Source organism: Arthrobacter sp. B1805 (genome assembly GCF_002929745.1).
Taxonomy (GTDB): Bacteria; Actinomycetota; Actinomycetes; order Actinomycetales; family Micrococcaceae; genus Arthrobacter_D.
The window spans coordinates 1-23280 of the sequence record NZ_PJIQ01000001.1 but is presented as its reverse complement, the minus strand read 5'-3'; the positions used below and the strand labels follow the sequence as shown (position 1 = coordinate 23280).

The window sequence follows — 23280 nt, the reverse complement described above, 5'->3', positions numbered from 1 at the left end:
ACGCAAAGGCGCGCAATGACCCAGCTCTCAGCCGCAACACTGTCCTCCCTCCCTTCAGGCCTATCGGTGCCTACATACGACCGCTCGGCGCTCACGGTGGGCATCGTGCATTTCGGTGTGGGAGGGTTCCACCGCGCCCACCAGGCCATGTACCTCGAGCGGCTCATGTCCCAGGGCCAGGCCCACGACTGGGCGATCTGCGGCGTCGGGGTCCTCCCCCACGACCGGGTCATGCAACAGGTTATGGACAGCCAGGACGGCCTCTACACGCTCGTCGAGAAAGCACCTGACGGCACGCAGAACGCCCGTGTTATCGGCTCGATCGTCGATTACCTCTTTGCGCCCGATGACCCCGATGCCGTCATCGAAGCCATCGCAGCTCCCGGGGTCCGCATTGTCTCCATGACCATCACCGAGGGTGGATACTGCATCGACCCCGTGACCGGGGACGTCGACATCGATCACCCCGCCTTGCGCGCCGACCTCGCACCGGGCGCGGTGCCGGCATCGGTCTTCGGCCTCGTCACCGAGGCCCTCGCACGACGCCGGGAACGCGGACTGCCCGGGCTGACCGTGATGTCGTGTGACAACATCCAGGGCAACGGTGACACGGCCCGTACCGTCTTCACCGCCTTCGCCGAAGGCCGGGACACGAACCTCGCACGGTGGGTCGCGGACAACGTCACCTTCCCGAATTCCATGGTCGACCGCATCACGCCCGCGACCACGGACCAGGACCGGACCCATGTTAAGGACGCCTTCGGGGTCGAGGACGCCTGGCCGGTGGTGTGCGAGGACTTCGAACAGTGGGTCCTCGAGGACCACTTCGCTCAAGGCCGGCCCGCCTTCGAGGACGCGGGCGTGCAGCTCGTCGACGACGTCGAACCCTATGAGCTCATGAAGCTGCGCCTGCTTAACGCAAGCCACCAGGCTCTCTGCTATCCCGGTTACCTCGCCGGCTACCGCCTCGTCCACGACGTCTGCCGAAACCCCACGTTCGCCCGCTACCTCCTCGCCTACATGGAGGAGGCAGTTCCGACCCTACGGCCCGTACCCGGGGTGGACCTCGACGCCTACCGCCAGAAACTCATCTCACGGTTCTCCAACGCGGCCGTCCGCGACACCGTCGCCCGGTTGTGTGCCGAGAGCTCGGACCGCATCCCGAAGTGGCTGGTCCCGGTCATCCGCGAGAACCTGGCCGCCGGACGAAGCGTCCGCTACGGGGCTGCCATCATCGCGACCTGGACCCGCTACGCAGAAGGCACCGACGAAGCCGGGGCACCCATCGACGTCGTCGACCGGCTCAAAATCCAGGTGCTAGACGCCGCGGGACGCACACGGACCGATCCACTCGCTTTCCTCCAGCAGCGCGACCTCTTCCTCGATCTGGCCGACCAGCCCGCCTTCGTCGACGCCTACCTCGAAGCCCTCGGAACACTGCACGGCCCCGGCGCCGCGGTACTGGTGGCCGAAATGGGCTGACAATGAACGATGGAGCCGCGATGTGGAGCCTGATTCGAGCTTCGCGAAAACTGGAGCGAGCCCTCGCCGATGTCCTCGCAGACTACGAACTGACGCCCGCCCAATTCACCGTCCTCGCCCACCTTGGTGAAGCCCCGTCCCTGACACAGGCTGATCTTGCCCGTACCACCTTCGAGCGCCCCCGGAGCACAGCGTCCCTTCTTAGGGGACTGGAGGACCGACACCTCATCGCGCGATCCCCTGCACGCGGCCGAGGTAATCGCCAACCGTTCGAGCTGACACACCACGGCCGAGCGCTGCTCTCTTCCGCTCGCCCGGCGGTGGAATCCACTCTTGATCATCGCCGGTATGGCCTCTCATCCCTCGAGGCGACCTTCCTCAACACGACCCTGCAATCAATCCTGACCAACGGATGATTTTGGGTCACACCAAGCAACCCGACAGAAGCTTCGGTGGTAGGCAGACTAAAGCCCCTGAGAGAGCATGGGAAGCGCTGATCGTATTGCACCTGCCGGTTCTGATTTCTGGCTGTGTCTCACTGGGCATGGTTTATCTGGCTTACATGCAGTTAGGAGGCTCCAGCAGGACAAAGGACAACGAGGGAGCCAGTTGCAAGCCAGTGGCTCGCAGGCACGGTGTGAATTGGCAGCAAGTAGCACTAGCGTGGCTCCAGCTCCAGCTCAACGTCATCCCACTGGTCGGCAGCAGCCCGGCCGGAAACAACGAGGAACTCCCTCCTGTTCCGAACACTCCGTTTGCTCCCCGAGGATCTTCCGCTGCTCCCCACCATCAAATCTTTAGGTTAGCGAGGTCGTGGGATGACGCACGCTCATGGAGAGTGAGGTCATGCCGAGTTCAGACCTTCCGGGGCTGAAACGATTGGTAGCGGTTTGTTCGCTGGTTTGTGCTCCGATGGCGTGCAGCCCTGGAAGGGCCCAGTTGAGGAGAATAGGACGGCCATAGTGGGATCGGCGTAGCTGTTCCACCAGTTTGCGAGTCCTGTCGTCGGGTCCACGCGCAGCGCTTCCCATGCACGCCAGAGGGCGTTGAGCCGGTTGACGGCTTCCTCGTGCCGCCACCAGCCGGCGCACCAGGTGAACTCGGCGCGGCCGTAGGACGCAACGGGCCGCTGAAACTGGTGCACGAGGAACTGAGTGACGAACTCTTCGAGGTTGTTGAAGACCATCTCCGGTGGGGGCTGCGCGGTCCCCTGACTCTCATGCACGCTATCGGGCTCGGGCTCCTCGCCGGGGAACACATCATCGGCAGAGTAGTCGGGTCCGAAGAGTGCGTGTAGATCCACTCCCCTTCTCCTTCACCATGGCCGACCAGCGGTTACCGCCGGCCGCGACAGCAGGGCTGGCAGGAACTTCAGCGCTGCTCTCTGCCACGGGAGGTGACGCTGCAGCGGATGCAGAGGCGACTCGGGTGACAGTGTGAACGGCTTCTGCTGCCGCAACCTTATCCGCGTAGTGGTGTTCACTGATCGGGACAATGCGGAGCAGGACGGCTCGTGAGCCGGAGCCGAGCATGGTGGCCCGGCCTTTGGGCATCGCGGCGAAGTTCGCGACGGAGAGGATGTCGTCGGTGGAGTCCTGACGGCTCGTGGATCGGCATGATCTGCACCAGCACCGCGAGCAGACCGCCGACGTTGATGAGCATCTGATCGCCCATCAAGGACGTGGCGCTGGAAGTGCCTGTGTCTTCCATGCCCAGCAGCATCTGCACATCGGCGTGGAAGTCGTTGCCGACGCCGGCGTCGATGTTCTGTTGTGCTGGACCGTCGGTGGCTCCGAGGAGCACGTTGAGGAGGCAACTCCCCAGGCTCGTAGTCGTCGAGGAAGTGCTGAAAGCCACGCGGTGATGCGATAGGTAGCAACCAGCGGGACTATCGGAGGGCCGCTGACGGTACCGGCTGGGTTGTGCTGCAGGACCCGGAGGGCAACGAGTTCTGCGTGCTCCGTAGTACCGCCGAGCGCGGTGAGGGCACTTCGGCCCCGGCACTTGACCGAGGGCGGCACTACAGCGAGCGGCAGTCGTCCCCGTCATCACATCGGCTGAAGGCGCATCACTCCTGCGGGCGATGTGCCCCGGCCGGCCGCTGGATACGCTCGGTGGAGCAGGCCGGGCATCAGGCCGGCCTGAACACGAGGGACAGGACAGCATGGATCTGGCACAGGGCGTCGAGCGCTTCACGGTGACGCAGAAGATCACCCTGATGGTGAACCGTTACGAGATACGAACTGCGGGCGACGACGGCAGGCCCGGCGGTCTTCTGGCCTTCGCCCAGCAGAAGCGCACCGCCTTCAGGGAACACGTGACGTTCTACAGCGACGAGTCGAGGGCGACTGCCCTGTTCTCCTTCACGGCTCGGCAACGGCTCGACATCGGAGCGACGTACGACGTCCTGGACGCCGCCGGCCAGCCGATCGGAAGCTTCCGCAAGGATTTCGGCGCCTCGCTGCTGCGATCGACGTGGCATCTCGATGCTCCGGGCGTCCGGGCGAAGGGCAGCGAGCGGAGCATGGGCGTGGCTCTCGGCCGGCGGCTCTGGGAGATGCTCCCGGTTCTCGAAGCCATCCCCTCGCCGTTCCGCTTCCACTTCGACTTCGTCGACCAGGCGGGAGAGGTCGTGCTGACGTCGGAGCGTGGGCAGTCGCTGCGGGACAGGTACCTCGTCACCGTTCCCGGCGCACGGATCGATGGGCGGGTAGCAGCGGCGATGGCCGTGGCACTCGACGCCCTGCAGTCCCGGTAGGTCCATCCGTTCCGCCGGGTGCCTGCAGGACGCGGCCACGACCGCTAGCCGTGCACGCACGCACCGCGATGGGGCTGTGCGGCTCGTCGGAGCACATGGCGCTATAGGGAGCGCGGCAGCAGGGTACGTCTCCGTTCCTGGCGCCGTCGTCGAGCAGTTCGTTCACCGCCTGCGCCACTAAGTCGGAGTCGTCGTCGGGCAGGGTCAGCATGCCGTGGAGGTAAGCGTCGAGTTCGAGGTGCCCGATCACCCCTCCCATGTTCAGGAAGTGGTCGTGGACGATCGTCGGGGAGAGGTTCGCGTGCGTCATCGCGGTGTGGGTGTGCAAGCCTTGCATCTGGAATTTCCTTCGGGCGGCCCGGACGTGGGCGGGAAGCCGCTCGGTAGCCACCGCCCGGTGGGCAGCGCAACAAGGTACCTCCAGCGGCCGGCTTCCTGACTGTCTGGAGGATCACCGGCTTCGCCGTGCACCCTCGTTCCGACCATTCTGGCACTGACGCACCGATCAGGGGAGACGTGTCGCCTCATCGAGGGCATCTGTGTTTCCCAGGAGACGAGCGATGACCACCGAGCTATCATCCATCGGCTTGAGTCGGGGGAATGCCGTGCAGCTGGGGTCGTCGGACAGCCGGGCCACCAGAGCGCCCATCAGTGGCACCGGACCGCTCCGACGGAGTTCCTGGAGCAATTCGCCGGCCGTACCGACGAGCCGGGCGACGTCGAGGGCTGCTGCATAGCCGTCCGTCATCAGCGCGACGTCGCGGACCTGTGCCGCCGGGAGGGTACGCGTCAGCGCGTGCCCGACGCCGGCAGCGCTCAGGTCAGCGATCCAGTAGCCCTCGGGCCGGTTCCGCAGTTTCCGGTTGCCGACGAGAAGGTCCTGGACCAACGCGCGCGCCTGGTCGATCGCCAGATCGGTGCCTCGGCGGAGCTCCTGCAGGCGGCTGAGGACGGCGGCGTCGAGCTCTCCCACCGCACCGTCCCGTATCGACGCCACTGATCCGTCGGCCATGCCGACGAGCGCGAGGCAATCCCCGAGCGAATAGACCTCGAGTTCCGATCCGGTGATGCGGGCGATCAGCACGGATGCGGACGGACCGAGGCCCCCGTCGTCATCGTCCCCGTACTCGATGCGCAGCTCGTCGAGGCACTGTCCCAGCGCGTCCGCGATCGAGATATCACCGTCGAGCCGGTCCGCCAGGAGAGGGGCCAGTGAGTGCGCGAGCCACTGCGCGTCGCTCGGCCATCCCGTCCGCCGTCCGGCGGCCAGGCCGGTGGCGCCGTCGATCATGATGAGCGACGACGCCGACACCGCTACCGCGTCCTCGTTCACGAGGGCGCCGGGTACGGAGAGGGATTGCGGCTGGAACCAGCTGTACGCGGGAGCTGTCACTGCAGCCCGTCGTTCAGGGCCTGGGCATCGCGGTAGTACTCCAGCATCGTCAACTGCGAGGCAGCTCCGGGGTCCAGGACGATGGTGGCCCGGGGGTGCAGCTGCAGCACGGAGCCCGGACAGAACGCGCTCACGGGTCCTTCCACCATCGCCTGCACAGCGGCTGCCTTCGCACTGCCGAGTGCAACGAGTACGGCCTGCCGGGACTCGCCGATGGTGCCGAGGCCCTGCGTGAGGCACAGCTTCGGCACCTCCTCGTCGTCGCCCTCGAAGAACCGCGCATTGGCGGTACGCGTGGCCACGGCGAGCGTCTTCACGCGCGTCCTGGAGCGCAGCGACGACGTCGGCTCATTGAAGCCGATGTGTCCGTTGGCCCCGATGCCGAGGAGCTGTACGTCGATGCCCCCCGCTCCGACGATCGCGAGGTCGTAGCGCGCGGCCTCGGCCACGAGGTCCTCGGCGTCGCCCCTCGGCGTGTGCAGCTTCGCGAGGTCGAGGTCGACGTGGTCCACGAATTCACGGCGGATCGTCGAGTGGTAGGACTGCGGGTGATCGGCCGGGAGTCCTGCGTACTCGTCGAGCGTGAAGGCCGTGACGTCGCCGAACCGCAGCCCCTCCTCCCGGTGCCGGCGGATGAGTTCCGCGTAGGTCGACGCCGGTGAGCCGCCGGTCGCGAGGCCGAGGACGGCGGGGCCCTGCCGCACCCGGGCCTCGATGATGTCGGCGGCCCGCCGCCCTACCTGCTCCGCCGATTCGCAGAGGATGATCTGCACGCGTGGTCCTTCCTGGTTCCGTCGGTCGCCGTCAGCCGGCGTCGGGGGTGGCGAGGGACGGTGCACCCTCGTCCTCCCGGCCCAGCGTCTTCAGGTTCCAGCGCCGGATGACGAAGCGGAACAGCACGTAGTAGACGGCTGCGTATCCCAGTCCGATCGGGATGAGCCACAGCGGCTTCTCCGCGATACCGAAGTTCAGCAGGTAGTCGATGGCCCCTGCGGAGAATCCGAACCCGTGGTGGATATCGAGGGCGTTGACGAGCATCATCGAGGTGCCGGTGAGGACGGCGTGGATGACGTACAGCGGCCAGGCGACGAACATGAACGAGAACTCGAGGGGCTCGGTGATCCCCGTCAGGAAGGCCGTGAGGCCGGTGGAGAGCATGATGCCGCCGACGATCTTGCGCTGCCCGGGGCGGGCCTCCTGCCAGATCGCGAGCGCCGCGGCGGGCAGGGCGAACATCATGATCGGGAAGAAGCCGGTCATGAAGACGCCGGCCGTGGGATCACCCTCGAAGAACCGGGAGAGGTCCCCCGTCTTGCCGTTGTACTCGCCGAGAGTGAACCAGACGAAGGTGTTCAGGATGTGGTGGAGCCCGAGGGGGATGAGCATGCGGTTGAGGAACCCGTACACTCCGCTGCCCGCGACGGTGTTCTCGGAGACGGCGTCGCCGACCGCCGTCAGGCCGTTGTTGAAGAACGGATAGACCAGCGCGAGGACGACGCCGATGATGATGGCGGCGAAGGACGTGATGATGGGTACGAAGCGGCGCCCACCGAAGAAACCGAGCCAGTCCGGCAGCTTGATGCGGTGGTAGCGCTGCCACAGTAGTGCGGTCGTGAGGCCCATGATGATGCCGGCGAGCACGCCGTAGTTGAGGACGGGTGGGTCCTCTCCGTCCGCGGGCGCTCCGAGCACCACGGGTGCCATGGCCTCGAAGACGCCAGTCATGACGAGGTAGCCGACCACGGCGGCGAGTGCCGTCGAACCGTCCCCCTTCCGCGCGAAGCCGAAGGCGATGCCGACGGCGAAGAGCAGCGGGAGATTGGCGAACAGCGCGTTACCTGCGGCTCCGATGACGGCGGCGACGGTGGTCAGCGATTCGAAGCTACCCAGGAGATCGTCCTGGCCGAGGCGGAGCAGGAGTGCCGCCGCGGGCAGGGCGGCGATCGGCAGCATGAGGCTCCGACCGAAGCGCTGCAGGTTCTGCAGGGCCTTGCTGTCACTCTTCTTGGTGGCGGCGGGCGCCGGCGATGCGCCGCCACCTCCGGACAGCGGAGTCTGGTCCGTGGTCATCGTGGTCCTCGTTTCGGGGCTGGTGGAAGGCCGGATGGTGCTGGGGCCGTGTCCGGGGGCGTACTTGTGACGGTGCGGCGGAGTCAGTAGAGTCTGCTGCAGCTGGTTATAACCAGTGAGTGTGATCACTGTGAAGCCTCGGGCGCGGATCTGTCAACAGGAGCAGCGAACTGCGATGGTGACGAACGAGCAGCCACCGTGACCCTGACCAGAAGGAGCAGACATGTCGAAGGCCGAAACCATCCTCGCCGCACTCGGTGGAGCAGCGAACGTCGATGAGATCGAGGGCTGCATCACGCGCCTCCGCACAGAAGTGGTGGATGCATCACTCGTTGACCAGGCGGCACTGAAGGCGGCCGGGGCCCATGGCGTCATGGTGGCCGGAACCGTGGTGCAGGTCGTCGTCGGGCCGGAGGCGGAGAACCTCGCCGAGGACATCCAGGATCTGATGTGAGCCCAGCCGAGGCAGGCCTCCTGCAGGTGACCTCGCCCCTGCCCGGCCGCGTGATTGCCCTGGAGGACGTGCCCGACCCCGTGTTCGCGTCGGCACTCGTCGGTGACGGCGTCGCCGTCGTGCCGCACGACGACGCCATGGTCCTCACCGCCGTCGCACCCTTGGACGGACGCGTCGTGAAGGTCATGCCGCATGCGTTCATCGTGCAGCACGCGACCGGGCCGGCAGTCCTGGTGCACGTGGGCATCGACACCGTGCACCTCAAGGGCGAGGGCTTCACCGTGCACGCGGCCAAAGGAGACGTCGTCTCGACCGGGGCCCCCATGGTCAGCTTGGACCTCGCGTTCATCAGGTCGAAGGGCCTCGATCCCTGCTGTCCCGTCGTCGTCCTCGACACCAAGGCCGGCGCGATCGGCTCGAGCGTCGCCGGTACGGCGGTGGACGCCGGGTCGCTGCTGTTCACCCTCCCGGCTCCGGCCGCGGGAGCCTAGGTGTGGCTGCCGGATCCCCTGGCGCGAGCAGTGGCGAACTGAAGCATGTCTGGGTTCGCCGCAAGATCCAGGAACTCGTAGCGAGAGGCCTCCGGCCCGGAGACGCCCTGCTCGGCGAGCGCCAGCTCGAGGAGGAGTTCGGCGTCTCCCGGATCACCGTCCGCCGCGCCATCGCCGACCTGGTGCAGGACGGCGCGCTGGTACGCATCAAGGGCAAGGGCACCTTCGTATCCCACGGGATGGTGCGTTCGACCCTCCACCTCGCCTCATTCAACGAGGACATGCGCGCCGCCGGCCTCGAGCCGAGCACGCGGGTCATCACGGCCAGTGGGGACGTCCCTCCCCGCGAGGCGGCCGAGCACCTCGGGCTGGCAGCCGGCGACCGTGCCCACCTCGTGGCACGGCTTCGACTGGCGAACGGTGCACCCGTCAGCGTCGACGAGTCCTGGCTGCCACCTGCACTCCTGCCGGATCTCCTTTCCCACGACCTCACCGGCTCGCTGTACAGGGTGTTGTCCGCGAGTGGTTACCCGGTGGAGCGCGTGGAGCAGACCGTCCAGGCCGCGGCGGCGCCCGAGCCCGTCGCGAGGTTGCTCGACATCGAGCCGGGCGCGCCGGTCCTGCTGTTCCACCGGCGTTCCTTCAGCGGGCAGGGCGAACCCGGAACGGCGATCGAGTACTCCATCTCCACCTATCGCTCGGACCGGTACCAGATCTCCATGCATCTGGGACCGCAGTAGCCGTCACTGCACCTCACGACGGCCACTCCCGACGTCGCGATCGCTCGTGCTACGCGGGATCGGCGCTTCCGGCACCATCACCCGTGGCGGGGCAGGCAACGGGTGAGCTCAGGACGTCACGCGGGGGCGGCGTCCGCGCACGGCTGCGCCCGCGGTTCGGGCACGGCGTGCGCGAGCACAGCAGATGCCCAGCACCGCGATTCCGGTCATGACGACGAGGGGTACACCGAGGAGCACTCCGATCAGGACGACGACGATGCCGATGACGACGACAAGTCTCGGCATGAGGTACCGGTAGGTCTCCGACGGAACTGTGAGGGTCCACGGGCCCTGCACAAGGGGGGTGGGACCACGGGAGACGCCGCCGACCAGTGAGCGCTCGAGCTGGGCCCATGCGCGGCGCTCTTCTTCCGACAGCGGCATTCGTCTCCTCCACCGATCCGGCGAGAACCGGGAACGCTTCGTCGCCCGGACGGGTTGTGATGCGAACGCGGAAGCGAGGCTCCACCAGCACCAGCCCCGAATCTAGGCCGGAAACGTGGCCATCCGGGATCGTCCGGGAACCATCGGATGAAGGTCGGGTGAACAGGCTGTCGACCCGGTGAAGGCGCTCCATGCGCCTGCACCCTACGACCAGGGCACGGCACTGCACGCCGCACCGTCAAGGCGTAGCGCCTAGGGAGCGCCCGGGACCACGCGCCCGGAGTCGAGCACGATGAGGTGGTCGGCGACACCCAGGGCGACGTCGTCGTGCGATACGCAGACGACGGTCGCCCCGCGGGCCCTCTCGGCCACCAGGACGTCGGCGACCACGGACCGCGTAGCCGCGTCGAGTCCTGTCGTGGGTTCGTCGAGGAGGAGGACATCGGCACGCTGGGCGAGCCCCTGCGCAAGGAACGCACGCTGCCGCTGTCCGCCCGAGAGCGCCCCCAGCGGGCGCCCCTGATGACCGTCGAGCCCGACGAGCCCGATGCACTCGTCGATGATCCGCCGGTCCTCCGGACGCAGGCGCCTCAACAGACCGGCCTGCGCCCAGCGGCCCATCGCCACAGCATCACGGACCGTGAGCGGCATTCGGTCCGGCACCTCGCTGCGCTGCACCACCAGTGCGGTGCTGCGCCTCCGAGGAAGGACGACGGTGCCCCTGCGCGGAACGAGCAGCCCGGCGAGCAGGGCCAGCAGCGTCGATTTGCCGGAGCCGTTCGCCCCTGCCACGGCAGTGACGGCACCGGCATCGACCGTCAGCGAGACGCCCCGGAGTGCCTCGACGCCGTCGTGGTCGAACCACACATCGTCGAGGACGAGCGGGCACGCTGCCCCTGCTGGTGGCAGGACGGGGTGTGATCGGGCGAGGAGCATGGTCCGAATCTAGCATGTTGAGAATGAGACTCAATTACGTCTAGGGTTGCCTCGTGACCCTGCTCTTCGAACCCTTCTCCGCAGATTTCATGCTGCGCGCCCTCATCGGAGGATCGCTGTGCGCTGCCATCTGCGCCGTCGTGGGAACCTGGGTCGTCATTCGCGGCATGGCCTTCCTCGGTGAGGCCATGGCCCACGGCATGCTGCCGGGCGTCGCCCTCGCGACTCTCGCAGGCGTACCCGTCATCCTCGGAGCGGCGGCGAGCGCGATCGTCATGAGCCTCGGGGTCAGCTTCCTGGCACGGAGGGGCCGGCTGTCACACGACACGAGCATCGGTCTCTTCTTCGTCGGCATGCTGGCCGCCGGCGTCATCATCATCTCGCACTCACGCAGCTTCGCCACGGATGCGACCGCGATCCTGTTCGGCGACGTCCTCGCCATCGAGTCCGCCGGCGTCTGGCTGCTGGCAGGAGCACTCCTCCTGACGATCCTCGTCGCCGCGACGTTCCACCGGGCCTTCGTTGCGCTCGTGTTCGACCGCCGGATCGCCCAGGTCATGGGGTTGAGGCCACGCGTGGCCCAGGTGCTCCTCGTGGGACTCGTGACGCTCGCCGTCGTCGCTTCCTATCAGGCGGTAGGCGCGCTGCTGGTCATCGGGCTGCTCCTCGCCCCGGCTGTCGCAGCCGCCCCCTGGACCTCCCGCATCCCGAGCACCATGGCACTCGCAGCCCTGATCGGCGCGCTGTCAGTGCTTCTCGGGCTGCTCGCGTCCTGGCACTACGGCTCGGCGGCCGGCGCGTCGATAGCCCTTGCCGCCATCGCGTGCGCAGCCATGTCGAGCAGCATCCGCGGTATCACCCGTCGACGCACCACCTCTTTTGACCGTTCTTCACAGAACGTCGATCGTTCCGCCGGTCCTGTGCCGGTACGTCCATCACAGAAAGCCCTTCGTGCGAACGCCTAAAACCCTCCTGCTCTGCTTCCCCCTGCTCGCCCTGTCCCTCACCTCCTGCTCCACCGCCGATTCGGCCAGTCAGTCCGAGTCCGCGACGGACGCGACGGGCAATCCGTCAGCCGCGTCCAGTTCCGCTCCCGCCCAGATCGGGGACGGCCACGGAACTCTCGAAGGATCCACCGAGGTCGCCGAGCCACAGCTTCACCTGATGAGCGTGGACACCGACGGCCGAATCGATCTGCTGAACCTGGCCGACGAAACAACCACCTCGGTCGGCGACGTGCCGCAGGTCAGCGCCACCTCCACGGACGGGCGGTACCTCTTCGCCTCGTCCGCGACCACCGGCACCATGACGATCGTCGACAGCGGCATGTGGACCTGGGACCACGAGGACCACTTCCACTACTACAGCGGTGAGCCCAAGACCATCGGCACCATCAAGGGTGAAGGCGAAGCCATCGTCACCGCCGGCTCGTCGGCCACCGGCGTCTACTTCCCCGACAGCGGCAAGGCGACCGTGCTCGACAACGACGCTCTCGCCAAGGGCGAGATCCGTGTCCGCGCCGATCTGTCCACGGACCCGCACCCCGGGGTCCTCGTCCCCCTCTCGGACGTCACCCTCCTTACCGAACCGGACAGCGCGGGGACGGCGGCGTCCGTGCAGGCGTACGACAAGGACGGCCAAGCCATCGACGGGGCGACCGCCGACTGCGCGGACGCCCAGGGCAGCATCACGACATCGGTCGGCACCGTCATCGGCTGCGACGACGGCGCGCTCCTGGCGACGCTCGAAGCCGACGAGGTCGTCTACGAACGCATTCCGTACCCGGCGGAAATGAGCTCTCCGAAAGCCACGGAGTTCCGGGCCCGCGAAGGCCGCCCTACCGTCGCCGCCGTCGCCGGAAACCAGGGTGCATGGCTGCTCGATACCCGGGAGCGTTCCTGGCAGTTCATTCCCACCGACGTCCCCTTGCTGCAGGTCTCGGCCGTCGATGACCGAGAAGGGCATGTTGTCGCCCTTGCCGACAACGGCCGTGTCCTCGTCCTGATCGCCGAAACCGGTGCAACAATCGCCGCTACCGAACCACTCCTGCCACAGACCCTGGCTAACCCTGCGCTCCTGGCCGGGGTCGAGCTGACTACTGACCAGCAGCGCGCATACCTCAACGCCCCCGCGGAGCGAACCCTGTTCGAGATCGACTTCGCCGACAACGCCCGTATCGCCCGCACCTTCGACACCGACACCGTCCCGGCGCACATGGTCGAGGTCGGCCGATGAACAGGACGCGCCGGCAGTATCTGGCCCTCATCCTGGCTGCCACGACTCTCCTCGGGACTTCGGGATGTGCCGCCGCAGGGTCGGACGAGCCGGTCATCGTGGTGACCACGAACATTCTTGGCGACGTCGTCTCGAATGTTGTCGGGGAGGAAGCTGACGTGCGGGTTCTCATGCAAGCAAACGCGGACCCGCACTCCTTCGAGATCTCGGCGCAGGACGGCGCGATGATGCGGCAGGCCGACCTCATCGTCACCAACGGCCTCGGACTCGAGGAGGGACTGCAGCAACACATCGACAGTGCGCAATCGGCCGATGTCCCCGTGCTCGTCGCGGGCGACACGATCGAGCCCCTCGAATACGACGACGGCGAGTCCGCCGGAGTACCCGACCCCCACTTCTGGACGGATCCGGGGCTCATGGTCGACGTGGTGGACGAACTGCAGCAGCGGGTGCGGACCATCGACGGAATCGATGCCGACACCATCGACGCGTCGGCGGACGCCTACCGGGGTGAACTGACCGGCCTCGATGCGTCCATGGCAGACGCCTTCGGAGCCATCCCTGCCGACCGGCGGAACCTGGTGACCAACCACCACGTGTTCGGCTACCTCGCCGACCGGTATGACTTCCGCATCATCGGCGCCGTCATTCCGGGCGGCACTACCCTTGCCTCCCCCAGTGCCTCAGATCTCCGCGACCTCGTCGCGGCCATCGAGGAGGCGAACGTCAGCACGATCTTCGCCGAGTCCTCCCAGCCGGACCGGCTCGTCCAGGTCCTCGCGGACGGCGCGAACATCGACGTCGACGTCGTCGAGCTCTTCACCGAATCCCTTACGAACCCGGGCGAGGGTGCGGACACGTACCTCGCCATGATGCGCACCAATACCGAACGCATCGCCACCGGGCTCTCTCCTTGAGGGTCCAGAACACAGAAAGAATGATGATGACAGCGATTCCTCTGACGAAACGCCCACGGCGCCTTGCCCTTGCCGCCACGGTCGCCACCTCCGCCCTGCTCATGACGGCCTGCGGCTCCTCCTCCGAACCGGCAGCCGAAGGCTCCGCTGCGCCGGACACCAGCACGTCAGCTGCTGCGGCCGGCAAGCAGACGCCCCGTGTTGCCCTGACCTACGATGGCGGGATCCTCGTCCTCGACGGCACCACGATGGAGCTTGAGGGAGACATGCCCATCGAGGGCTTCACGCGCCTCAATCCCGCAGGCGACGGGCGTCACGCTCTCGTCACCGTGCCCGAGGGTTTCCAGGTCCTGGACCTCGGCACGTGGACCGATTCCTCCGGCTCCCAGCAGGCGGAACCGAAGCTCACGGACCTGATGTTCGAGGCCGACACCGCTGGCCACGTGGTGCAGCACGGCGACAAGACCATCCTCTACGCAGACGGCACCAGCGACACCACCATTTACACGACCGATGATCTCCTCGAGGATCCCGAAAGCCTTCCGGCAACCGAGACCATCGAGGGCGAGGAGGCCCACCACGGCGTCTCGATCGTCCTTGAAGACGGCACCTTCCTGACCACCGTCGGCAATTCCGAGAGCCGCTCCGGCATCAAGGTTCTCGACGCCGACGGCAACGAGGTCGCCACCAGCGACCAGTGCCCCTCCGTCCACGGTGAAGGCACGGCGAAGAACGAGGTCGTCGTCTTCGGCTGCAGCGACGGCGCACTCGTCTACGACAACGGCGAGATCACCAAGATCGACGCCCCCGACAAGTTCGGCCGCATGGGCAACGCGTACGTCAGCGAGACCAGCCCCATCATCGCCGGCGACTACAAGTCGGACCCCGACCTCGAGGGCTACCTCCTGCACCAGCTCACGCTCATCGACACCGAGACGAAGACCATGAAGGTCATCGATCTGCCCGAGGGAGTCGAGTACACCTTCCGCGACGTGGCCCGCGGACCGAACGACGAGGTGCTCATCCTCGCCTCCGACGGAGCCCTGCACTCCTTGGACCCCGAGACCGGCGAGATCACCGACTCCCTGCCAGTCATCGACGCCTGGGAAGGCCCTGTCGAGTGGCAGGATCCGCACCCGGCCCTCAAGGTCGTCGGTGGCACGGCGTACGTCACGGAACCCGCCACGAAGAAGCTCCACGCGGTCGACCTCGCGACGGGGAAGATCACCTCGTCCGAGGAACTGCCCGGTACGCCGAACGAGATCGCGGTCGTCGAGGGCTGATCCCGACGTGATCAGCCAGGGGCCGGCGCCGTCGATGGCGCCGGCCCCTGCTGCTGTTCAGGCCTGGCCGAGCGACCCCAGCTCCCCGGTCAGGTTCCTCCGTGCGTTAGCGCTCCACAGGGCTTCGGCTCGCGCCGTCCTGTACAGCGGGTCGAGTGCCATCAGCCTTTCCAGCACGGCCCGTCGGCCGAGCCGGAATGCTTCGTCGGGGATGTGGCTGTATTCCTCCCTCACGGCCGAGACGTACCGCGCGTAGTCCTCCGCCCGACCGCCGAGCACCGCGAGGTCGGCGTCGCAGAGGAGTTCACCGGCGCGGTCACCCGGCTCCGGATCGTGATGCACGGTCAGGAGGACGAGCCGCTCGACCTCTCGCGCCGTCGCCCCGCTCGTCCGGAGCCCCAGCCGTTCGACGGCGAGGGCCGCCGAGGCGCGCTCGTCGTCCCCCGCTGCACCCTCGTACACGGCGTCATGGAACCAGGCGGCGAGCAGGACGGCCTCCCGCACGGCGGCGTCGGCCGGTTCCAGCAGCTGGTCGAGCGCTTCGAGGACTCCCAGGAGATGGGAGGTGGTGTGGTACCTGCGGTGCGGCTCACTCCAACGGTCCAGCAGATCCCGCCCCAACTCGGGGTCGCCGGGCAGGAGGGCCTCCCAGCGCGACAGGAGGGCGATGCGGAGCTTCGGCGCCCGTCGCCTCGCCGGAACCCGCAGTCCACTCGCGATGAGCGAGCGCACGAGTTCCGTACCGCTGACCTCCAGGGCGCCACGCTCCACGAGCTCCTGGTAGCGATGGGCAGGGACATCGTAGTGGTCCTCGTCGAAGGCACGGCGCGGGACGCCCGCATCATCGGCAAATCCGTGCAGTTCCTCGAGCGACGACGTCGAGACCAGATGGGAGAAGACCGTTCCATGTGCCGGCCAGGACGGTGGATCGATGAGGACGGTCATGATCAGCAGTCTAGGGCTCAGGCTACGGCCTCACCCTTCCCCCGCTCCCCCTCCCACTACCGGCGAAGACCGTAGGAGGCCAGGACGTTGCCCTTGCTGGTGGTGCTGACCTCCTGCAGTTCGAGACTGGTCATCGGGTCCGTCCCTTCGAAGAGGTGACGACCCGCGCCGGCGACGACGGGATGGATCATCAGGGTGAGTGAGTCGAGCAACCCGGCGAACATGAGTTGCCGGACCAGGGAGATGCTGGCGCAGACGGCGATATCCCCGCCGTCGGTCTGCTTGAGGGTCTCCACGAATTCTTCGAGCGGCGCATCCATGAGTGACGCATTGGTCCAGCCGAGATCTCCCTCGAGGGTGCGCGACGCCACGAACTTCCGGACGGGATTGATGAAGGACCCGAACGGGTCGGTGGGTTCGGCTGCCGGCCAGTACTGCGCCCACTCCATATAGCCGTGCCGTCCGAGCAGGACCGTATCCACCCTCCTGATCATCGCGCCCATCCCAGCGCCGAGTTCGGCGTCGAAGCTGTCCAGCTGCCACAGATGGGGGGATTCGACCACTCCGTCCACGGAGGAGAAGAGGCCTGCTGTGAGTCTGCGCATCGAGTGCTCCCGACGATCGGTGGTTTGCTGTCCCACCAGTAGACGGTATCGGGGACGGGTTTTCATCGATACCGGCGGCTTTTGAGGCTGCTCACTCCTCCCGCGCGGCGGCCACGGTCGCTACGCTCGATGCATGCAGCCCGCCGCAGCGAACGATGTACAGGTCACCGACTCAGGAACAGGGTCCTTCGATCAGCTTTTGGAGGCATCACGGCGCGACCTCACCGGGTACTGCTACCGGATGCTCGGGGCGGCATCGGAGGCCGAGGACGCCGTGCAGGAGACGATGATTAAGGCGTGGTCCCGGCAGGAATCGTTCGCGGGTCAGTCCTCGCTGCGAACCTGGCTCTTCCGCATCGCGCACAACGTCTGCGTGGACATGCTCCGCAGTCCCCAGCGCCGCGCCAGGCCGATGGACCTCGGCCCGTCCACGCGGACGGCGGATGCGGCGCTCGGTGCTCCGCTCATGGAGAGCGTGTTCGTGCAGCCGATCCCTGACGAGAGGGTCATCGATACCTCGGGTGATCCCGCCGTCGTCGCCGAAGCGCGTGACACCATCCGGCTGGCGTTCGTGGCCGCACTGCAGCATCTCCCGCCGCTCCAGCGCAGCGTGCTGATCCTGTGCGAGGTGCTCCGATGGTCGGCTGCGGAGGTGGCGACACTGCTCGAGGTCACCACGGCCTCCGTCAACAGCGCCCTCCAGCGGGCACGCAAGACCATGGCCGGATACGAGCCCAGCGCATCCATGCCGCTCGAGGATCCGGCGCACAAGGACCTGCTGGCGAAGTACCTGCGTGCCTTCGAGGCCTACGACATGGCGGCGCTCGTCTCGTTGCTCCGGGACGACGTCGTCCTGTCCATGCCACCCTTCAACCTCTGGCTCAGGGGCCCTGACGACGTCCGCGCGTGGTTCGTCGGCGAGGGCAGGGTGTGCGAGGGCGGGCGCCTTGTTCCCCTGCCGGTGAACGGTGCGGGAGGATTTGCGAACTACCACCTCGTGGAGCCGGGCCTGTGGGAACCGTTCGCCCTCCAGGTCATCGAGACCGACGGCGAGCGCATCATCGGGCATCACAATTTCCTGTACCCGGACATGTTCGAAGCATTCGGGCTACCCCTCGTGATCGACGAGCGTGACGCACAGGTCGCGGACGAGCGCTGATGCCCATCCACGGGGCCGCGGCGGGCATCGATCAGCGGAAGGGCAGCGATTCTCCACAGTGACGGAAAGGTACGGCGCTTCAGAAGATCGGCAGGATAAGGTCGGTGACCGGGGGTCCATGAGTTCGTTCGGACGACACAGGAGATCATGATGGCTCAGCGCATACAGGTTCAGTTGGTCGACGACCTCACAGGTGAACAAGCGCAGGAAACAGTGCGCTTCTCCCTCGACGGCACGCAGTATGAAATAGACCTCACGCAACAGAACGCCGATTCGTTGCGCGCCGCCCTCGCTGATTATGTCGACAAGGGGCGCAGGGCCGGTTCCGGCAGGCAGCCGTCCTCCAGTCCGAAGGCGGGCTCCTCCCGCAGCAAGCGGGAGGACACCCAGGAGATCCGGCAGTGGGCCCAGGAGAACGGGTACAACCCTAGCTCCCGTGGGCGTATCACGCAGTCGATCATCGACGCCTATAACGAGAGCCGGTAGCTCCCGGCCGCCGACGTCCGGCGATTGCACTACTGGTGGCGGTTCTGGCAGCCCGGTGAACCCGGTCGCTGGTCGACGAATACGGCCTTCGCGGCGATGCGGACAGGAACTGGTAGTGGAGCCTATACAAACGGGAGGGCGGGTGGCATTCTCCCAAGTGATCGACACCACTCGAGCCGGTATCGCGCCGGAATGACGCCAACGGGGGCAGCCATGTCAGCAACGGAAACCACCCTCCTTGCCATCGGTACCAAGAAGGGGCTGTGGCTCGCCTCGAGCACCGACCGGAAGACCTGGTCAGTATCGGAGCCGAAGTTCCTCATGGAGGAGATCCCGAGCGTGGGCATCGACACGCGTGGCGGACGGACGCGCCTGTTCGCCGGCAGGATGTCCTGGCACTTCGGCCCGTGCATCTCCCATTCGGACGACCTCGGGAAAACCTGGGCGGAGCCGCAGGAGGGCAGCATCCGCTTCGGGCCGGACGACGGCACGGCGCTCGAGCGGGTCTGGCAGATCCAGCCGGATGCGGAGAATCGTCCCGGGGTGGTCTGGGCCGGGTGCCAGCCCATCTCGGTGTGGAAGTCGACGGATCACGGCGAGACCTTCGAGCTCAATCGCGCGCTCTGGGACCATCCCCATCGTAGCGAGTGGGGTGCCGGCTTCGGCGGGGCTGCGGCCCACACCGTCCTTCCGAGCCCCGCCGACGAGACCGTCCACGTCGCGATGAGCACCGGCGGGGTCTACCGTTCCGACGACGGCGGCGCCTCGTGGCAGCCCCGCAACCGTGGCATCAGTGCATACTTCATGCCGGATCCGAATCCGGAGTTCGGTCAGTGCGTGCACAAGGTCGCCCGGGACGCCGTGGACCCGGACCGCCTGTTCGCGCAGAACCACCACGGCGTCTACGCAAGCAGTGATCGGGGCGATTCCTGGCAGTCGATCGCCGACGGCCTACCGGCCGACTTCGGCTTCGTGATGCTGGCTCATCCTCACCGGAGCGGCACGGCGTGGGTCATCCCGCTCAAGGCCGACGGCGAGCGCATCCCTCCGGACGGGCATCTGCAGGTGCACCGGACGGACGACAGCGGCGCGACCTGGCAGGCGAGCGCGGCCGGGCTGCCCGCAGCGGAGTACAACGCCGTGCTGCGCGATGCGGCCTGCGTCGACACGGCAGAGACTCCAGGGGTGTACTTCGGAACAAGGGGTGGTGCGGTGTACGCCAGCGCGGACGAGGGTCGTACCTTCCAGGAAGTCGCGAGTCACCTGCCGGACGTGCTGTCGGTGCGCGCCGCCGTCGTCCCCGCCTGACGGGAGGACCCTGATGTCCTCGGTGACGGTGCTCATCCCGACCCTCTTGCGCCCATACGTCGACGGCAGGAGCGAGGTCAGCATGACCGTGTCCGACGACGGTGACGTCTCCGCGCTGCTGGATGGACTGGGTGCCGGTCGGCCGCTGCTCGATCAGCGGATCCGCGAGGAGACCGGGGCATTGCGGCGCTACGTGAACATCTATGTGGACGGTGAGGACGTGCGCCGCCTGGACGGCCTTCGCACCCTCGTTCCATCGGGGGCCACCGTCATGATCATCCAGTCGGTCGCCGGGGGCTAGAGCCGGAACGAGGCGTAACACAGAGTTAACGGCGACCGCCGAGGGCTGAAACCTGCCGCTGTCTACCATTGCTCAGCGCGGTGTGCCACTCCCGGTTCCCACCCACCCCCAGTGCGATCCCGGGCTCAGTTCCCTCCGGCACGTGCAAGCGCTTTCACGGAAATGGACTTCCCATGGATTCTGGAAACGTCGCTTGGATTCTCGCCAGCGCCGCGCTCGTCTGTCTGATGATCCCGGCCCTGGCTCTGTTCTACGGAGGAATGGTGGGGTCCCGCCGCATCCTCAACATGATGATGATGTGCTTCGGCGGGGCGAGCCTGGTCGCCGTGTTGTGGGCCCTCTTCGGTTACTCGATGGCATTCGGTAACTCGGTGGGCGGCTCAGGGCTGATCGGGAACATCGCGGAGTACGCAGGCATGGGCCAACTGCTCACCGAGGACCCTGCCGCCCCCCTCCCTCCGATCCTGTTCGCAGCCTTCCAGCTCTTCTTCGCCTGCGTGACGACGGCACTCGTCGCAGGTGCCGCTGCCGGCCGCATGAAGTTCGGTGCCTGGATGATCTTCGCGGGGATCTGGGCCACGCTGGTGTACTTCCCCATCGCCCACTGGGTCTTCGCCTTCAGCTCGGAGGACGGCTCGGTCGTGGGCGGCTGGATCGCCAACAACCTCGGTGCGATCGACTTCGCGGGCGGACTGGCGGTGCACATGAACGCCGGCATCGCGGCCCTTGCGTTGTCACTGGTCCTCGGCCGCAGCCACGGCTGGCCGAAGGCGGACCACGCGAAGCCGCACAGCCGCCCTCTGGTTCTCGTCGGCGCCGGCCTCCTCTGGGTCGGCTGGTTCGGGTTCAACGCAGGGTCCGCGCTCTCGGCAGGGCATTCCGCGTCGGTCGTCTTCCTGAACACGGCGGTTGCCGCGTCCGCCGGGTTGCTGGCCTGGGCCCTCGTCGAGCGGATCCGCAACGGCGCGGCCACCAGCATGGGCGCCGCGTCAGGATTGATCTCTGCACTGGTGGCCATCACACCGGCATGCGGGGCGGTCAGCCCCATGGGCGCTCTGGCCATCGGGGCCATCGCAGGTGCCGTCTGCTCCCTCGCGATCGAGCTCAAGTTCCGCCTGGGCTTCGACGATTCACTCGACGTCGTCGGGGTTCACCTCATCGGCGGCATCCTGGGTACGCTCCTGATCGGGCTCTTCGCCACCGAAGACGCCCCGAACGGTGCCTCCGGGCTGTTCTATGGTGGCGGTTTCGACCTGCTGGGTGTTCAGGCGCTCGCAACGGTGGCCGTCCTCGCCTACTCCTTCGTCGTCACGTGGGTCATCGCGCAGGTCATCCAGCGCACGGTCGGCCTCCGTATCGAGCAGGAGGACGAGCTCCGCGGCATCGACATCTCCGCGCATTCCGAGTTCGCCTACCTGACAGATGAAGACCCCGTGGACCTGGGGGCTCCTCCCCGCAGGTAACCGCACGTCACCCGGCAGCAGCCATGAGGGCACCGGGCGCCCCCCGCCATTGCGGGCGGGTCGCCGGGTGCCCTCGTCGTCGGTCTGCACTGGGGGGACATCCGGCGTCGTCGCTGAGGCTTCCACCGCGTGCGGGATGGGACTCAGGGCTCGAACCCTGTGCGGGGGCGTGCAGGCCGGCAATCGGCTTAGCGCCGGCGCACCAGGCGTGGCTAGAGCCTCAGCGTGGTCAGCTGCGCAACAGCGTCCATCGGGCCGACCGTCGCGATGCCGTGCGCGCGCGCCCAGGACAGGAGTTCCTCTGTGATGGCAGCGGCCACGCCGGACCACCGCGCGTACGGCAGCACGTAGATGTAGTCGACGTCGGCGCGCGAGTCGTCGAGCAGCCGCAGGCCACCACAACCCACCGGCTGACCCGTCGCGAGCTCGTAGGCGATCAGGAAAACGGCGATGGAGTCGCAGTCGTCGGTGGTCGGACGGAGTTCCGGCAGCTGCCCTCGGTCGTTCTCGGCTCGCAATGCGTCACGCAGCCCCATGCCGACCGGGTTGGTCCAAGGGACCCGTCGTACCCTCAACGTCTGCATGGCGGCCTCCTGTGGAAGTGGTGTACGTCACCACGCTACGGAGCAGCGGTTTCGGCAGCGTTTCCGGTGGCGAAACTCCGTGTGCCCGGATCCCCACAGTCGACCGCCGCCTACGGGCCCGTGTTCCCATCCGCTGCACGGTCCGCTCGCTGTGCTCCATGCGTGAGATGCTCTGCATGCCGCATGACGAGGGAGGCTCCGACCAGGACGGCGCCGAACGGCAGGCAGAACGAGGTCACCGCGGAGACGAGGGCCGCCCAGGAGTGGTACAGGGTGTTCGGGACGCGGGCATCCTGGTAGACGGCGTCGAGCAGCGGGTACGGAGACAGCAGGAGTACGAACCCGACGACGCCGACGATCACCCCGGCGACGAGGGTCTTCTTCTGCAACGACGATCTGTTCACAGCGGCTTCCTTCTCGGGGCAGGCTCTCCGCCCCTCCTACTGCACGCGAGGCGGCCACGAATCCGACGAGGGGACGGCCTGGGGTGCCCTCCGATGGACCTCCACGGCTGCGAGCGCACCCGATGCACCGAGGCTACTGGCTCCTCCGTCGAGTACCAATCGCCCCGCCGGGTGAACCAGGAATCGTCATCACGTCGCCGGTGGTAGGTTCGACTACCGGGCTGAACCAAGGCGACCAGTCGCGAGCAGCGCCGTCACCCGCCCGACAGGCCCCCGTCGGCAGGAAGGTGAACGGACGCCGCGCAGCAACTCCAGCACGCGGCCGAGAGGCGGCAGTCGCGGCATCTCCACCATCGCTTCCTCGATCCTCGATCCTCGGGTGGAGTGTCCTGCTGGCCGCCGCCCTCGGCCTCCTCGCCGTCGTCGTCGGGTGGTTCCTGTCCGCTGATGCCCGTGCCTACAGCGGCCCGGCGCAGGTCGTCGAGTCGAGCCACCACAAGCTGTGCGACGTCGAGGTGCAGTTCCCGGATGGTTTCCACCACACCTATTCCTTCCGCGCCGACTCGGAGGAGTGTGCAACGTACATCCCGGGCGCGAGCATCGAGATCACCCGCGGCACGGTGGCGCGACCAGCCGGGTAGCCGCGCGGCCCGTGCCTGTCGCATTGCTTGCAGAGAGGGGGACGACGAGCGGGGGACGACGAGCGGGGGACGACGAGCGGGGGACGACAAGCGCGGGGCGGGCCGGAACCACCAGGCCCGCTAGGTGTACCCGGCCATGAGGTTGGTGGCGTTTCCGGTCTTGTGAAAGGGGAGAACCTCCGGGCTTAGTGGAGATGTCTGA

At 67.2% G+C, this 23280-nt stretch carries 27 protein-coding genes; 16 read left to right on the top strand and 11 right to left on the bottom strand.

What is annotated here, in order from left to right; genetic code table 11:
- Positions 1-15 precede the first annotated feature (15 nt).
- Together CXQ96_RS00140 and CXQ96_RS19020 are read left to right on the top strand one after the other, a co-directional pair.
- A complete protein-coding gene (locus CXQ96_RS00140) occupies positions 16-1482 on the top strand; it encodes a mannitol dehydrogenase family protein (protein WP_104116025.1) in 1467 nt (488 codons plus the stop codon).
- Between the two features lie 2 nt (positions 1483-1484).
- Entirely contained in the window at positions 1485-1898 is a 414-nt protein-coding gene (locus CXQ96_RS19020) for a MarR family transcriptional regulator (RefSeq protein WP_104116024.1), read from the top strand.
- 428 nt (positions 1899-2326) lie between these two features.
- On the opposite strand, the gene CXQ96_RS00130 is transcribed toward CXQ96_RS19020, so the two are convergent.
- Complete coding sequence (locus CXQ96_RS00130; RefSeq protein ID WP_258058622.1) at positions 2327-2785, bottom strand: DUF4913 domain-containing protein; 459 nt, start codon at positions 2783-2785, stop codon at positions 2327-2329.
- A gap of 176 nt (positions 2786-2961) precedes the next feature.
- A complete protein-coding gene (locus tag CXQ96_RS17990; protein WP_146070773.1) occupies positions 2962-3339 on the bottom strand; it encodes a hypothetical protein in 378 nt (125 codons plus the stop codon).
- Between the two features lie 307 nt (positions 3340-3646).
- On the opposite strand from CXQ96_RS17990, the gene CXQ96_RS00115 reads away from it, so the two are divergent.
- Positions 3647-4240, top strand: coding sequence for a hypothetical protein (locus tag CXQ96_RS00115; RefSeq protein WP_104116021.1), 594 nt, complete (start codon positions 3647-3649; stop codon positions 4238-4240).
- Positions 4241-4745: 505 nt separating this feature from the next.
- Here the strand turns inward: CXQ96_RS00115 and CXQ96_RS00110 are convergent.
- The 3 genes from CXQ96_RS00110 to CXQ96_RS00100 are packed head-to-tail and all read right to left on the bottom strand — an operon-like array spanning position 4746 to position 7703.
- Positions 4746-5633 (bottom strand): protein phosphatase 2C domain-containing protein, encoded by an 888-nt coding sequence (locus tag CXQ96_RS00110; RefSeq protein ID WP_104116020.1) that lies wholly within the window; start codon positions 5631-5633, stop codon positions 4746-4748.
- Positions 5630-6406: a glucosamine-6-phosphate deaminase gene (gene nagB / locus CXQ96_RS00105; protein WP_104116019.1), complete on the bottom strand. Its 777-nt coding sequence runs from the start codon at positions 6404-6406 to the stop codon at positions 5630-5632. Before nagB ends, CXQ96_RS00110 begins: the two co-directional genes overlap by 4 nt.
- A 31-nt stretch (positions 6407-6437) precedes the next feature.
- A complete protein-coding gene (locus CXQ96_RS00100; protein WP_104116018.1) occupies positions 6438-7703 on the bottom strand; it encodes a PTS transporter subunit EIIC in 1266 nt (421 codons plus the stop codon).
- Positions 7704-7926: 223 nt separating this feature from the next.
- Here CXQ96_RS00100 and CXQ96_RS00095 point away from each other — a divergent pair, with 223 nt between their 5' ends.
- The 3 genes from CXQ96_RS00095 to CXQ96_RS00085 are packed head-to-tail and all read left to right on the top strand — an operon-like array spanning position 7927 to position 9388.
- The gene (locus tag CXQ96_RS00095; RefSeq protein WP_104116017.1) at positions 7927-8157 is read left to right on the top strand and encodes a glucose PTS transporter subunit EIIB; all 231 of its coding nucleotides are present in this window, start codon (positions 7927-7929) and stop codon (positions 8155-8157) included.
- Positions 8154-8648, top strand: a complete 495-nt coding sequence (locus CXQ96_RS00090) for a PTS glucose transporter subunit IIA (protein WP_219816058.1) — start codon at positions 8154-8156, stop codon at positions 8646-8648. The genes CXQ96_RS00095 and CXQ96_RS00090 overlap by 4 nt, the downstream gene beginning before the upstream one ends.
- A 2-nt stretch (positions 8649-8650) precedes the next feature.
- Positions 8651-9388: a GntR family transcriptional regulator gene (locus CXQ96_RS00085; RefSeq protein ID WP_104116016.1), complete on the top strand. Its 738-nt coding sequence runs from the start codon at positions 8651-8653 to the stop codon at positions 9386-9388.
- Positions 9389-9496: 108 nt separating this feature from the next.
- Here CXQ96_RS00085 and CXQ96_RS00080 read toward each other — a convergent pair whose 3' ends face one another.
- The gene (locus tag CXQ96_RS00080) at positions 9497-9811 is read right to left on the bottom strand and encodes a DUF3040 domain-containing protein (protein ID WP_104116015.1); all 315 of its coding nucleotides are present in this window, start codon (positions 9809-9811) and stop codon (positions 9497-9499) included.
- 252 nt (positions 9812-10063) lie between these two features.
- Positions 10064-10747, bottom strand: a complete 684-nt coding sequence (aztA, locus tag CXQ96_RS00075; RefSeq protein WP_104116014.1) for a zinc ABC transporter ATP-binding protein AztA — start codon at positions 10745-10747, stop codon at positions 10064-10066.
- A 53-nt stretch (positions 10748-10800) separates the two neighbouring features.
- Here aztA and aztB point away from each other — a divergent pair, with 53 nt between their 5' ends.
- The 4 genes from aztB to aztD are packed head-to-tail and all read left to right on the top strand — an operon-like array spanning position 10801 to position 15182.
- Positions 10801-11712, top strand: coding sequence for a zinc ABC transporter permease AztB (gene aztB / locus CXQ96_RS00070; protein ID WP_104116013.1), 912 nt, complete (start codon positions 10801-10803; stop codon positions 11710-11712).
- A complete protein-coding gene (locus CXQ96_RS00065; protein WP_104116012.1) occupies positions 11699-12982 on the top strand; it encodes an ABC transporter in 1284 nt (427 codons plus the stop codon). The genes aztB and CXQ96_RS00065 overlap by 14 nt, the downstream gene beginning before the upstream one ends.
- Positions 12979-13899, top strand: coding sequence for a zinc ABC transporter substrate-binding protein AztC (gene aztC, locus CXQ96_RS00060; protein ID WP_104116011.1), 921 nt, complete (start codon positions 12979-12981; stop codon positions 13897-13899). The genes CXQ96_RS00065 and aztC overlap by 4 nt, the downstream gene beginning before the upstream one ends.
- A 26-nt stretch (positions 13900-13925) precedes the next feature.
- Positions 13926-15182 carry a zinc metallochaperone AztD gene (gene aztD / locus CXQ96_RS00055; protein WP_258058616.1) on the top strand — a complete coding sequence of 419 codons (1257 nt, stop codon included), beginning with the start codon at positions 13926-13928 and terminating at the stop codon, positions 15180-15182.
- A gap of 57 nt (positions 15183-15239) precedes the next feature.
- Here aztD and CXQ96_RS00050 read toward each other — a convergent pair whose 3' ends face one another.
- On the bottom strand, positions 15240-16127 hold the full coding sequence (locus tag CXQ96_RS00050) for a DUF4031 domain-containing protein (protein WP_104116010.1): 888 nt from the start codon (positions 16125-16127) through the stop codon (positions 15240-15242).
- A 56-nt stretch (positions 16128-16183) separates the two neighbouring features.
- Positions 16184-16732 (bottom strand): dihydrofolate reductase family protein, encoded by a 549-nt coding sequence (locus tag CXQ96_RS00045; RefSeq protein WP_104116009.1) that lies wholly within the window; start codon positions 16730-16732, stop codon positions 16184-16186.
- A 133-nt stretch (positions 16733-16865) separates the two neighbouring features.
- Here CXQ96_RS00045 and CXQ96_RS00040 point away from each other — a divergent pair, with 133 nt between their 5' ends.
- The 5 genes from CXQ96_RS00040 (at position 16866) to CXQ96_RS00020 (ending at position 21449) form a co-directional block, all read left to right on the top strand.
- Positions 16866-17891, top strand: a complete 1026-nt coding sequence (locus tag CXQ96_RS00040) for a sigma-70 family RNA polymerase sigma factor (RefSeq protein ID WP_104116008.1) — start codon at positions 16866-16868, stop codon at positions 17889-17891.
- Positions 17892-18041: 150 nt separating this feature from the next.
- Positions 18042-18377 (top strand): Lsr2 family protein, encoded by a 336-nt coding sequence (locus tag CXQ96_RS00035; RefSeq protein ID WP_104116435.1) that lies wholly within the window; start codon positions 18042-18044, stop codon positions 18375-18377.
- Between the two features lie 243 nt (positions 18378-18620).
- Positions 18621-19685 carry a WD40/YVTN/BNR-like repeat-containing protein gene (locus tag CXQ96_RS18735; RefSeq protein WP_368783530.1) on the top strand — a complete coding sequence of 355 codons (1065 nt, stop codon included), beginning with the start codon at positions 18621-18623 and terminating at the stop codon, positions 19683-19685.
- 13 nt (positions 19686-19698) lie between these two features.
- On the top strand, positions 19699-19986 hold the full coding sequence (locus CXQ96_RS00025; RefSeq protein ID WP_104116006.1) for a MoaD/ThiS family protein: 288 nt from the start codon (positions 19699-19701) through the stop codon (positions 19984-19986).
- A 173-nt stretch (positions 19987-20159) separates the two neighbouring features.
- On the top strand, positions 20160-21449 hold the full coding sequence (locus CXQ96_RS00020) for an ammonium transporter (RefSeq protein ID WP_104116005.1): 1290 nt from the start codon (positions 20160-20162) through the stop codon (positions 21447-21449).
- Positions 21450-21661: 212 nt separating this feature from the next.
- Here the strand turns inward: CXQ96_RS00020 and CXQ96_RS00015 are convergent, their stop codons facing one another.
- Both CXQ96_RS00015 and CXQ96_RS00010 read right to left on the bottom strand, forming a co-directional pair.
- Positions 21662-22033 (bottom strand): GNAT family N-acetyltransferase, encoded by a 372-nt coding sequence (locus tag CXQ96_RS00015; RefSeq protein ID WP_104116004.1) that lies wholly within the window; start codon positions 22031-22033, stop codon positions 21662-21664.
- A gap of 110 nt (positions 22034-22143) precedes the next feature.
- A complete protein-coding gene (locus CXQ96_RS00010) occupies positions 22144-22437 on the bottom strand; it encodes a hypothetical protein (protein WP_104116003.1) in 294 nt (97 codons plus the stop codon).
- A 287-nt stretch (positions 22438-22724) separates the two neighbouring features.
- Here CXQ96_RS00010 and CXQ96_RS00005 point away from each other — a divergent pair, with 287 nt between their 5' ends.
- On the top strand, positions 22725-23078 hold the full coding sequence (locus CXQ96_RS00005; RefSeq protein WP_104116002.1) for a hypothetical protein: 354 nt from the start codon (positions 22725-22727) through the stop codon (positions 23076-23078).
- The last annotated feature ends 202 nt before the right edge of the window (positions 23079-23280 follow it).

What these genes read in the sequence shown, in the direction of transcription:
- CXQ96_RS00050 (WP_104116010.1), bottom strand. Translation starts at nt 16,127, where the DNA reads ATGACCGTCCTCATCGATCCACCGTCCTGGCCGGCACATGGAACGGTC.
- CXQ96_RS00045 (WP_104116009.1), bottom strand. Translation starts at nt 16,732, where the DNA reads ATGCGCAGACTCACAGCAGGCCTCTTCTCCTCCGTGGACGGAGTGGTC.
- CXQ96_RS00100 (WP_104116018.1), bottom strand. Translation starts at nt 7,703, where the DNA reads ATGACCACGGACCAGACTCCGCTGTCCGGAGGTGGCGGCGCATCGCCG.
- CXQ96_RS00080 (WP_104116015.1), bottom strand. Translation starts at nt 9,811, where the DNA reads ATGCCGCTGTCGGAAGAAGAGCGCCGCGCATGGGCCCAGCTCGAGCGC.
- CXQ96_RS00040 (WP_104116008.1), top strand. Translation starts at nt 16,866, where the DNA reads ATGCAGCCCGCCGCAGCGAACGATGTACAGGTCACCGACTCAGGAACA.
- CXQ96_RS00035 (WP_104116435.1), top strand. Translation starts at nt 18,042, where the DNA reads ATGGCTCAGCGCATACAGGTTCAGTTGGTCGACGACCTCACAGGTGAA.
- CXQ96_RS00020 (WP_104116005.1), top strand. Translation starts at nt 20,160, where the DNA reads ATGGATTCTGGAAACGTCGCTTGGATTCTCGCCAGCGCCGCGCTCGTC.
- aztA (WP_104116014.1), bottom strand. Translation starts at nt 10,747, where the DNA reads ATGCTCCTCGCCCGATCACACCCCGTCCTGCCACCAGCAGGGGCAGCG.
- aztD (WP_258058616.1), top strand. Translation starts at nt 13,926, where the DNA reads ATGACAGCGATTCCTCTGACGAAACGCCCACGGCGCCTTGCCCTTGCC.
- CXQ96_RS00115 (WP_104116021.1), top strand. Translation starts at nt 3,647, where the DNA reads ATGGATCTGGCACAGGGCGTCGAGCGCTTCACGGTGACGCAGAAGATC.
- CXQ96_RS00025 (WP_104116006.1), top strand. Translation starts at nt 19,699, where the DNA reads ATGTCCTCGGTGACGGTGCTCATCCCGACCCTCTTGCGCCCATACGTC.
- CXQ96_RS00095 (WP_104116017.1), top strand. Translation starts at nt 7,927, where the DNA reads ATGTCGAAGGCCGAAACCATCCTCGCCGCACTCGGTGGAGCAGCGAAC.
- CXQ96_RS00015 (WP_104116004.1), bottom strand. Translation starts at nt 22,033, where the DNA reads ATGCAGACGTTGAGGGTACGACGGGTCCCTTGGACCAACCCGGTCGGC.
- aztC (WP_104116011.1), top strand. Translation starts at nt 12,979, where the DNA reads ATGAACAGGACGCGCCGGCAGTATCTGGCCCTCATCCTGGCTGCCACG.
- CXQ96_RS00140 (WP_104116025.1), top strand. Translation starts at nt 16, where the DNA reads ATGACCCAGCTCTCAGCCGCAACACTGTCCTCCCTCCCTTCAGGCCTA.
- CXQ96_RS19020 (WP_104116024.1), top strand. Translation starts at nt 1,485, where the DNA reads ATGAACGATGGAGCCGCGATGTGGAGCCTGATTCGAGCTTCGCGAAAA.